Annotated in this window: 1 protein-coding gene; it reads left to right on the forward strand. The window is 44.2% G+C overall.

Features of this window, described 5'->3' with window-relative positions:
• Nucleotides 1-688 (forward strand): hypothetical protein (locus HCU66_RS26960; protein ID WP_241015720.1); only part of this gene is annotated, 688 nt, incomplete at both ends.

The raw sequence follows: 688 nt of genomic DNA on the forward strand, positions 1-688 counted from the left end.
GTTAATCTTTCTGGAACACAAGCGAAGCCCAATGTTCGTTTTGATGTGTTAAAGCGGGCGATAGAGGCTAATCAGCTAAATATAGACCTGATAGTACTTAATGGCTTAGAGCAAGCAATAAGCATCTATGGCGGCACGCGGACAGTTGGCGCTGAATATCAGGGCACTAAAGCTCCACTTGAAGAATGGAAACCTGCAACATGGCAAGAAATTTTTGAATTCTGGCAAGAGGCTTTCAACTTAATCTTAGCTCTATTAGATAGGGGTGAAGCTCAAAGAAAAAAGGTTCTATCTATCATAGGCCACTCAATAAGGGGCTTTATTTCAAACAACCGCATTGAAATGTTGGATATAGCCATTAGAAAAGTTGTTTCTATTAATGGCCGTTATTGGCCTGAAGCTCTAGATAGTATTAAACATGCTTTCGAGTACGACTCGAAGGGTATGAGGCCAGAGGCGTCGGATGCACTGAATAGCTGGTTAGAACTACTGAGCCCCGTTGCCGCGGAACTGCCGGAGAAGTTAACGATATTGGTAGCCAACCCTCCTTGGGAACATCGTAAAGGCGATGATGGCCGCTATGTTGATGTGGCAGCGGAAAATGCGAAGGCTCTAGCGACGGAGCTATCCAGTAGTATTGAGGAATTGCTGCCTCACCTCGATTTATTATTAGTTGGTGAACAAAAAC

Origin of the sequence: Pseudomonas frederiksbergensis, from assembly GCF_017114915.1 — a bacterium.
In the GTDB taxonomy this organism is placed as follows: domain Bacteria; phylum Pseudomonadota; class Gammaproteobacteria; order Pseudomonadales; family Pseudomonadaceae; genus Aquipseudomonas; species Aquipseudomonas frederiksbergensis_I.